At 71.7% G+C, this 9333-nt stretch carries 6 protein-coding genes; 2 read left to right on the forward strand and 4 right to left on the reverse strand.

Going from position 1 to position 9333, the window contains the following annotated elements; genetic code table 11:
* Both BLA60_RS41640 and eccCa read right to left on the reverse strand, forming a co-directional pair.
* On the reverse strand, positions 1-1167 hold a 1167-nt coding region (locus BLA60_RS41640; RefSeq protein ID WP_154814996.1), incomplete at its 3' end, for an Hsp70 family protein.
* A gap of 28 nt (positions 1168-1195) precedes the next feature.
* A complete protein-coding gene (gene eccCa, locus BLA60_RS41645; RefSeq protein WP_075138629.1) occupies positions 1196-5194 on the reverse strand; it encodes a type VII secretion protein EccCa in 3999 nt (1332 codons plus the stop codon).
* Between the two features lie 149 nt (positions 5195-5343).
* Here eccCa and eccD point away from each other — a divergent pair, with 149 nt between their 5' ends.
* Both eccD and mycP read left to right on the forward strand, forming a co-directional pair.
* Positions 5344-6747: a type VII secretion integral membrane protein EccD gene (eccD, locus tag BLA60_RS41650; protein ID WP_075138630.1), complete on the forward strand. Its 1404-nt coding sequence runs from the start codon at positions 5344-5346 to the stop codon at positions 6745-6747.
* On the forward strand, positions 6747-8192 hold the full coding sequence (gene mycP, locus BLA60_RS41655) for a type VII secretion-associated serine protease mycosin (protein WP_075138631.1): 1446 nt from the start codon (positions 6747-6749) through the stop codon (positions 8190-8192). Before eccD ends, mycP begins: the two co-directional genes overlap by 1 nt.
* Positions 8193-8195: 3 nt before the next feature.
* On the opposite strand, the gene BLA60_RS41660 is transcribed toward mycP, so the two are convergent.
* Together BLA60_RS41660 and BLA60_RS44495 are read right to left on the reverse strand one after the other, a co-directional pair.
* A complete protein-coding gene (locus BLA60_RS41660; RefSeq protein ID WP_075138632.1) occupies positions 8196-9011 on the reverse strand; it encodes an ESX secretion-associated protein EspG in 816 nt (271 codons plus the stop codon).
* Positions 9011-9333, reverse strand: a 323-nt coding sequence (locus BLA60_RS44495) for a hypothetical protein (protein ID WP_075138633.1), incomplete at its 5' end; no start/stop codon positions are given. The genes BLA60_RS44495 and BLA60_RS41660, both read right to left, overlap by 1 nt.

Below are 9333 nucleotides of genomic sequence, written 5' to 3' on the forward strand. Positions count from 1 at the left end.
CTGGTCCGGCACCACCGGCCCCGGCCCGCCCGGTCCGCCGGGCTCGTCGCCGGGGGTGCCGCCGGGGGTGCCGTCGAGGCCGGCGGCCACCGCGCGCAACGCGCCCCGCGCCACCACCGTCTCCGGCTGGTCCAGCGAGGTCGGCACCACGCCGGTGCGCTGGTGCACCAGCCGCGACACCAGCGGGATCCGGCTCGACCCGCCGACCAGGAAGATGCCGGTCAACGCGGCCGGGGTGAGGCCGGCCTCGCGGATCGTGGCCACGGTCAGCTCGGCGGCGCGGTCGAGGTAGGGCAGGATCAGCCGTTCGAGGTCGTCGCGGGTGACGTGCGCGTCGGCGAACGGCGGCGGCATCGGGATGTCGGTGTAGGTGTGCCGCGAGAGCGTCTCCTTCGCCCCGCGCACGTCCTGGTGGATCACCCGCCGGCGCCGGCGGTCAGGCAGCTCGCGGCCCTCGATCAGGCCGCGCCAGGCCGCCTCGTCGGCGCCGGAGACCAGCGAGCCGACGTGGTCGAGCAGCAGTTGGTCGACGTCCGCGCCGCCAAAGGTCGGATCACCGTGGGTGGCCAGGACCTGGAAGCCGGGCACCGGACCCGGCCCCGGTCTGGCCCGCACGACGCTCACGTCGACCGTGCCGCCGCCCACGTCGAGCACCGCCAGCGCCGGCCGGGGACCGGCCCGTCCCCCGGCCGGGAAGCTCGCCGTGTGGAACACCGCCGCCGCGACCGGCTCGGGCACCAGCGCGATCCGCCCGGCCAGCCCCGCGGCCGCCTGACGCAGCGTGCGGGTACGCACCCCGCCCCAGTCGGCCGGGTGGGTCAGCACCAGCTGGTCGAGCGCCGCGCCGCCGCCGACCCGCCTGGCCTCGGCGATCGCCCGGGCCAGCACCGCGCGGATCACGTCGCGGACCGGCACCACGGTCGTGCCGAGCAGCAGGTCGGTCTCGTCGATGCGGCGCTTGGGGTGCGGCTCGTAGCGGGACGGGTCGACCGCCGCCTGGCGGTCGGCCTCCTGGCCGACGAACAGCGTGCCGTCGGCGGCCGCGTAGGCCGCCGACGACATCAGCGGGTGGCCGTCGATCGCGACGACCTGGGCCTCGCGGCCGTTGACGGCGGCGGCGACACAGGTACTCGACGTACCGAAGTCGACCGCCACCCGCAACGTCACGACACGCCCCCACTGTCGAAGGGTCAGATCACTCCGGCGGGATCCACGCCACGTGGATCAACTGCTCACCGTTCTTACGACTGATCAACGTACCCCGCCCTGGCGGCATCGCCCCGGGCCGAACCTTGGCGATCAGCGCGCCCTCGTCCCGGCTGCCGTTACCGATCAGACCCGGCGAGGCGATTTCCTTGAGCTTGCCGATGACCGGGTCGAACATCGCCCGGGACGCGCCACCGGTACGCCGCATGGCGATCACGTGCAGGCCGACGTCCTTGGCCTGCGGCAGGAACTCCGCCAGCGGCTGGATCGGGTTCTGGCCGCCGCCCGGCGCGACCAGGTCGTAGTCGTCGACGATGACGAACAGCTCCGGACCCTTCCACCACGAGCGGTTCTTCAGCTGCTCCTGGGTGACGTCCGGGCCGGGCAGGCGCTTGACCATCGACTTGCGCACGTCGCCGATCACGCCGCCCAGCTGGTTGGACGACACCGCGTAGCTGAGCAGGTGGTCGGACTCGATGAAGCCGAGCATCGTGCGCCGGTAGTCGACCAGGATGATCACGGCCTGCTTGGGCGTGTAGCGCTCGGTGATGCCGCGCACGATGGTGCGCAGCAGGTTGGTCTTGCCGGACTCGCCGTCCATGAACGCCATGAAGTGCGGGTCGGCGTCGAAGTCCAGGTACACCGGGGCGAGCGCGTTCTCGTCCACGCCGATCGGCACCAGCCGGCTGCCGCGCTGGCTGTCCTGGGCGATGAGCTCCTCGTAGGGCATGAGGTCGGGCAGCATCCGGACCTTCGGCGCGTGCCGGCCGCGCCAGGCACCGTTGATCTTGGCGACCGCGTCCTGCACGCCGGCGGCGACGTCCTGGTCGTTGCTCGACCCGTCGATACGCGGCAGGCCCACCAGGAAGTGCAGCTTGTCGCGGGACAGACCGCGACCGGGCTGGGCCGGCACGTTCACCGCGACCCGGCGGTCGACCTCGGACTCGCTGGCGTCACCGAGCCGCAGCTCGAACCGGGTGCCGAGCAGGTCCTTGAGCGCCGGGCGGATCTCCGCCCACCGGTTGGCCGACACGACGACGTGGATGCCGAAGGACAGACCCTGGGCGGCCAGGTTGACCACCTGCATCTCGATCGAGTCGAACTCCTGGCGGAAGTTCAGCCAGCCGTCGACCAGCAGGAACACGTCGCCGAACGGGTCCTCGGTGAGCTCCCCGCGACGCTTGCGGTTGCGGAAGTCGGTCATCGAGTCGATGGCCTTGTCCCGGAACAGCTGCTCGCGCGAGGACAGCAGACCACCGACCTCGGCGATCATCCGGCGGACCTTGTCCGGGTCGAGCCGGCCGGCGACCCCACCGACGTGCGGCAGGCCCTGCAACGTGGCGAGCGTGCCACCACCGAGGTCGATGCAGAAGAACTGCACCTCCTCGGCGGTGTGCGTGATCGCCATCGACATCACCAGGGTGCGCAGCAGCATCGACTTGCCCGACTGCGGGCCACCGGCGACAGCGGCGTGCCCGGCGGCACCGGAGAAGTCGGCCCACAGCAGGTCACGGCGCTGCTCGTAGGGCTTGTCGATCAGGCCAAGCGGCGGCTGGAGCCGGCCGTTGCCGAAGAACCCGACCGGCGACAGGCCCCGGTCCTCGGTCGGCTGCAACGGCGGCAGCAGGGTGTCCAGCGAGTTCGGCGTGTCCAGCGGCGGCAGCCACACCTCGTGCGCCGGCGGGCCCTGGCCGATCAGCCGCCCGACGATCACGTCCAGCTCGCTGGGCTCGGTCGGGCTGTTGGACTCCTGCTTGGGCGCCTCCTTCGGCGCCTCCTTCGGCTTCTCCGGCTCCTTGGGGATCTCCACGTAGTCCGGCACGAACAACTTCGCGCGCCGGTCGCCGGTGACCGGCGCGGCCGGGCCGACGGCCTGGATACCGGCCGGGCGGTACGGCCCGGAGACGTAGGACGCCTTGAACCGGACCATCGTCGAGGTGTCGAACTTCAGGTACCCCGAGCCAGGGATCGACGGCAGCTCGAACGCGTCCGGCACACCGATGGCCGCGCGGGACTCGGCGGCGGAGAACGTCTTGAGACCGATCCGGTAGGACAGGTGCGAGTCCAGGCCACGCAGCTTGCCCTCCTCCAGGCGCTGCGAGGCCAGCAGCATGTGCATCTGCAGCGACCGGCCGAGGCGGCCGATGGCGACGAACAGGTCGATGAAGTCCGGCTTGGCGCTGAGCAGCTCGGAGAACTCGTCCACCACGATGAACAGCGCCGGCAGCGGGTCGAGGTCGGCGCCGTTCTCCCGCGCCTTCTCGTACTCCCACACGTTCTTGAAGTTGCCGCCGTTCTTGAGCGCCTCCTGGCGACGGTTCATCTCGCCGGCCAGCGCGTCCTTCATGCGGTCGACCAGGGTCAGCTGGTCCTGCAGGTTGGTGATGGTCGCGGCGACGTGCGGCGCGGAGTCCAGCCCGAGGAACGTCGCGCCACCCTTGAAGTCGACCAGGACGAAGTTGAGCGTGGTCGAGGAGTGCGTGGCCAGCATGCCCAGCACCAGCGTGCGCAGGAACTCGGACTTGCCGGAACCGGTGGCGCCGATGCACAGGCCGTGCGGGCCCATGCCCTCCATCGCGGCTTCCTTGATGTCCAGCTCGACCGGCTGGCCGTGCTCGCCGACCCCGAACGGGACCCGGTAGCGGTCGCGGACCGGGCGGGGCCGCCAGGCCTGCTGCACGTCGAAGGTCATCGGGTCGCCGGGGATGTTGAGCAGCTCCAGCAGCGTCGGGTTGGACAGCAGCGGCTCGTCGCCGCCGTCGTCGGCCGCCGCCGCACCCAGCCGGTAGGGCGAGAGCTTGCGGGCCAGCGCCTCCGCCTCGGCCACGGTCATCGTGTCCGGCTGGGCGAACCACTCGACGCCGCTGGCACTGCGCGCGCCGAGCCGTTCACGCTCGACCACCAGCCGCAGGCCACGGCGGGCGGTGAGGGTGCCGAGGCTGTCGGACAGGTCCATCAGCGTGACGCCGACCAGACCCTCCTCCAGGATGATCTGCTCCTCGCGGGTGACCTCACCGTCGTCGATGACGATCAGCACCTGCGGCTGGTCGGGCTGGGGCGGGGCGTTGCGGGTGAACCGCTGGCGGTCGCGCAGCTCCTCGTCCAGCCAGGCCTCGACCTGGGCCAGCGAGCCGGCCATCATCCGCAGCTGGCCGATGCCGTCGACCATCGTCGGGTGCTGGGCGTGCGGGAGCCACTTGGCCCACTCCCACTCCTCCTTGGCCCGACCGGAGGTCACCACGGCGATCAGCACGTCGTCGGGGGTGTGGAAGGTCACCAGCTGGGAGATCAGCGCCCGGGCCAGGCCACGGGTCAGCTCCTTGTCACCGGTCAGACCGACGGCGGCGAACCCACGCACCGCGATCTGGATGGGCAGTTCGGGGACGATCGAGTGCGCGCGCACGAACCGGCGCAACGCGAGCGTGGCGATCGGCTCCAGCTCGTCGACCGGACCGGTCTGCGGCGGCACCAGCCGGGTGGCCAGGCGCTGCGAGCCACGGCCGGCGCGCAGGTGGCAGAAGTCGGGGTCGGACTGGCGGCGTTCCCACATCCGCCGGCTGGTGGCGATCGACCACAGCGCCTGCGGGTCGGGGTGCACCCACTCCAGGGCGGCCCGCTGGTCCAGGGAGGCCTCGCGGGCCCGGTCGCGCATCTGGCCGAGGTAGCGCAGGTAGTCCTTGCGGTCCTCGTTCATCTCGGCCTTCTTCTGGCCGCCGCCCCGGTTCTGGCCCATCATGCCGACCATCGAGAACATCATCATCATCGGGAACAGCAGCGTCACCGGGTTGCGGCCGACCGCACCGCCCGCGGTGAACATCAGCGCCATCATGCCGAGCATCGCGACGACCATCACGACCGGCATCAGCTTCATCAGGATGTTGCCGGGGATGACCCGGGGCACCTCCGGCGGCGGCTCGAGGTGCACCTCGCCGCCGGGCTGGCGCGGCGCCGCCAACCGTGGTGACCGCTTGAACTGGAGCGTGCTCACCGTCTCCGAGCCCCCGTCGTCTAGAACCTATGTTGCGGAACCCACTCACACTCGGGAACCGGTACGGCCATACTAGGGGCCGCCCCGGACGGCAAGGGGTGGTTATCGACAGACGTGGACAGTAGACGCGGACAGTGAGGGGGCCGGCGGTGGCAACCGGGACGACGGTGTTCAGCCGGGTGACGGTGGTGGCACCGAGAACGCGGATCGACGTCGCGCTGCCCGCCGGTGTGGCGGTGGCGGATCTGCTGCCGATGCTGCTGGAGATGGCCAAGGAGGCAACGCCCGACGGTGGGGCACGCCACGGCGGGTGGTGCCTGGCCAAGCTCGGTGACAACCCGCTCGACCCGAGCCGGACGCTGGCCTCGCTCGGCGTGGTCGACGGTGAGCTGCTGCAACTGCGCAAGCGCGCCGAGAACCCGCCCCCGCCGCTGTACGACGACGTGGTGGACGCCATCGCCGAGTCGTCACCGGACAGCTACCGGCCGTGGACCAAGCAGACGGCCAACCGCATCGGCTACATCGCCGGGGCGCTCGCGCTGATCGTCGCCGCGCTGACCGTGCTGATGGCCGGCCCGCTCTACGGCGGCTCGCACATCGGCGCCGCGATCACCGCCGGCGCGTTCGCCGTGGTCGCGGTGGCCCTCGGCGCGACGATCGCCCGTGGCTACCAGGCCCGCACGGCCGGTGTGCTGATCGCGGCGGCCGGCGGGTTACCGATGGCGTTCGTGGCCGGCCTCTACATCGTGCCCGGCGAGACCGGGCGGGCGAGCCTGCTGCTGGCCAGCGCACTGGTGCTGATCGTGGCGTCCGGGTCGATCATGCTGATCGGCGCCGGGGTGACCACGTTCGTCGCCGCCGGCACGGCCGCGCTGATCGGCGTCATCGCCTTCGCGATCGCCACGCTGATCGCGCACCCGGCGCCGGGCATCGCCGCCGGCACCGCCGCGGTCTCGCTGGCCGGGCTGTCGCTGCTGCCCCGGCTGACCATCCAGCTGGCCAGACTGCCGCTGCCGAACGTGCCGGGCAGTGCCGAGGACCTCAAGGAGGACACCGGCTTCCCGGACTACCGCTCGATCGAGCGCCGCGCCGGCCTCGCCCACGAGTACATGACCGGGATGATCATCGGTTGTGGGGCGGCGGCCGCCGTCTCGGCGATCATCACCGCCACCAAGGGCGACTTCTGGGCCATCGCGATGGCCATCTCGGCGACGCTGGTGCTGCTGCTGCGGGCCCGCACCTATGCCAACGGCAGCCAGGCGATCGCGCTGCTGGCCACCGGCATGCTCTCGGCCGCCGGCATCATGATCGGCTGGATGATGGTCGCCGACTCCACCGGCCGGCTGCTGTGGGTGTTCGGCTCGCTGGTGCTGATCGCGGCGTCCGCGCTGGTGTTCGGCGTGATCTTCCCCGAGCAGCGGTTCTCCCCGCCGCTGCGACGCACGGTGGAGATCATCGAGGCGATCTGCATCGCCGTACTGCTGCCGCTGGCACTGGCCGTGATGAACCTCTACTCGGTTCTGCGCCACGCCAACATCATCCCCGCGAAGTAATGGCCAGCGGAAAAGCCGCCGCCCGGCTGCTCGCGGCCGCCCTGCTGGTCGTGCTGCTGCCGGGCACACCGGTGGCCGGCGCCCAGCCGGACTCGCCGCCCGAGGAGGAAAGGACCGGCGCCGGCCCGACCCCGCCGCCGCTGGGCGATGACAGGTCGGTACCCAACGACGACGGCCAGCCGGACCGCCCGTACACGCCCAAGACCGACAAGGGCTGTGTGCAGTCGATCCCCAGCAACGTCGAGCTGACCGACAAGGCCTGGGGCCAGGACGTGCTGCGGTTCCAGGACCTCCCCCAGTTCGCCACCGGCAGGGGCCAGACCGTCGCGGTGATCGACACCGGGGTCAACGCGCACAACTTCCTCGGCAACCGGCTCGAGGGCGGCGGCGACTACGTGTCCAACAGCACCGGTCTGGACGACTGCGACGGCCACGGCACCCAGGTCGCCGGGATCATCGCGGCCAACCCGCCCAAGGAGTACGGCTTCCGCGGGATCGCCCCGGAAGCGCGGATCCTGAGCATCCGCCAGTCCAGCGACTACTTCGAGTTCAAGGCGCCGGAAGGCTCCTCCGAACAGGACCGCGACCGCGCCGGCAGCCTGGTCACGCTGGCCAAGGCGGTGGTCAACGCCGCCAACCGGGGCGCCACCGTGATCAACATGTCGGTGGACACCTGCCGCCTGGCCAACGACCCGCGCCTGGACGGGCCGATCCGCTCCGACGAGCGGGACCTGCAGCGGGCGCTGCGCTACGCCGTCGAGGACAAGAACGTGGTCGTGGTGTCCTCGGCGGGCAACATCCCCGGGCCGGACTGCAAGGATCAGAACAGCTCCGACCCGGAGAACCCCACCTACATCGTGACCCCGCCGTGGTTCTCCGAGTACGTGCTGTCGGTCGCGGCCGTCGACCGCGCCGGTGACCCGGCGGAGTTCACCATGCACGGCCCGTGGGTGAGCGTCGCCGCGCCCGGCACCGACATCATCACGCTGAACCCGGGCTCCCGCGAGGACCTGGTCAACGTGAGCGCGTCCGCCGACGGCAAGGCCGCGCCCATCCAGGGCACCAGCTTCGCCGCCCCCTACGTCGCCGGGCTGGCGGCGCTGGTCCGCGAGGAGTTCCCGGACCTGACCGCCGAGCAGGTGATGGACCGGATCAAGGCGACCGCCGCGCACCCGGCCGCCGTCGGCGGGCACAACGTCCAGATCGGCTACGGCATGATCGACCCGATGGCCGCGCTGACCGGCACGGTGCCCGGCGAGGACGGCGTGCCCAAGGACGAGCCGATCGACGTGCCGTTCTCGATGCCGCCGCCCTACGAGAAGAACTGGGTGCCGGTGCAGGTCGCGGTGATCGGCTCGGCCGGTGGGCTGGCGCTGCTGCTGGTGACGCTGTTCATCGTGCGCACCGTGCGACGGCAGCGCCGCGAACCCGGCGACGAGCTGTGAGCCCTACCGGGTACGCGCCGCCATCCGGCGCAGCTCGGCGTTGATCTCCTCGCGGGGCAACGGGTTCACGCTCATCCAGGTGTCGTCGCCGGCCAGCCGGAACCGGCCGCGGTCGGTGTCCAGCCAGCTCAGCTCGTCGCCGACGCGGTGCCACTGGTCCTCGGAGTCGTCGCGCCGGGCGTTGCCGGCCTGACCGTTGCCCAGCACCGGCTGGAGCGTGGACACCATCCGGCGGGCCACCCGGTCGTCGATGCCGTGCGAGCGCAGCAGATCGTCCAGCTCCTGGCCGGTGAGCTCACGCGGGCGGGCGCCGTCGGGCGGCATCTGGGCCATCATCGCGCTGAACGCGTCCTCCAGCGCACGCCGGGGAAGACTGAACGGCGCGGTCACCGGCGGGTCGAGCCGGGGCACCAGGCGCATCAGGTCGGCGACCGCGTCGTCGAGCGTGGCGGCCTTCATCCGCACCACGCCGTCGGGGTCGGTCAGCTCCTGGGTGACCAGCAGCGACTCCTCGCGGTGGGCCAGCACGACGGCGGCGAACCCGCGCTTGTCCGTCGACAGCGACAGGTCCAGCGCGCCGGTGCTCGACCGCACGAGGAACACGAAGTCCTCGGCGACACCCAGCGGGCCGTTCTCGTCGGCCAGTCCCCGGTCGGTGAGCTGCTCGCGCGCCTCCCGGAATCGGTACCGGCGCTCGGTCTCGGAGATCCCCGACGCCGGGATGTCCAGCGGGAACGGCGCTTCCACCTCGGCGAACGCGCACAGCAGGTCGACCTCGACCGGCAGCAGCGGCTCGCCGAGGTCGACTCGGGCGTGCACTACGTGTACCTCAGACCGGTGGCGTTGTCCTCGTCGGTCGCCAGGTACCGCGCGGCGGTGTGCTCGGCGCTGGCGACGAACTCCTCCATCCGCAGCAGGGCGACGTTGAGCTGGCCGCGCAACCCGGACTCGCTGCCCATCCGGTCGGTGAACTTGTCGGCCATCTGCTGGCCCACCGGGCTGGTGCCCAGCAGCGGCGCGTAGTTCGGTGTCGAGAGTTCCTCGACCTCGCGGGTGATCGCCGCCAGGTCCGCGCGCACCGCCTCGACGGCCCTGGCGAACTCACGCACGTGCTCGGGGTCGACCGACCACCCGCCGGCGC

Origin of the sequence: Actinophytocola xinjiangensis (assembly GCF_001921215.1) — a bacterium.
Taxonomy (GTDB): domain Bacteria; phylum Actinomycetota; class Actinomycetes; order Mycobacteriales; family Pseudonocardiaceae; genus Actinophytocola; species Actinophytocola xinjiangensis.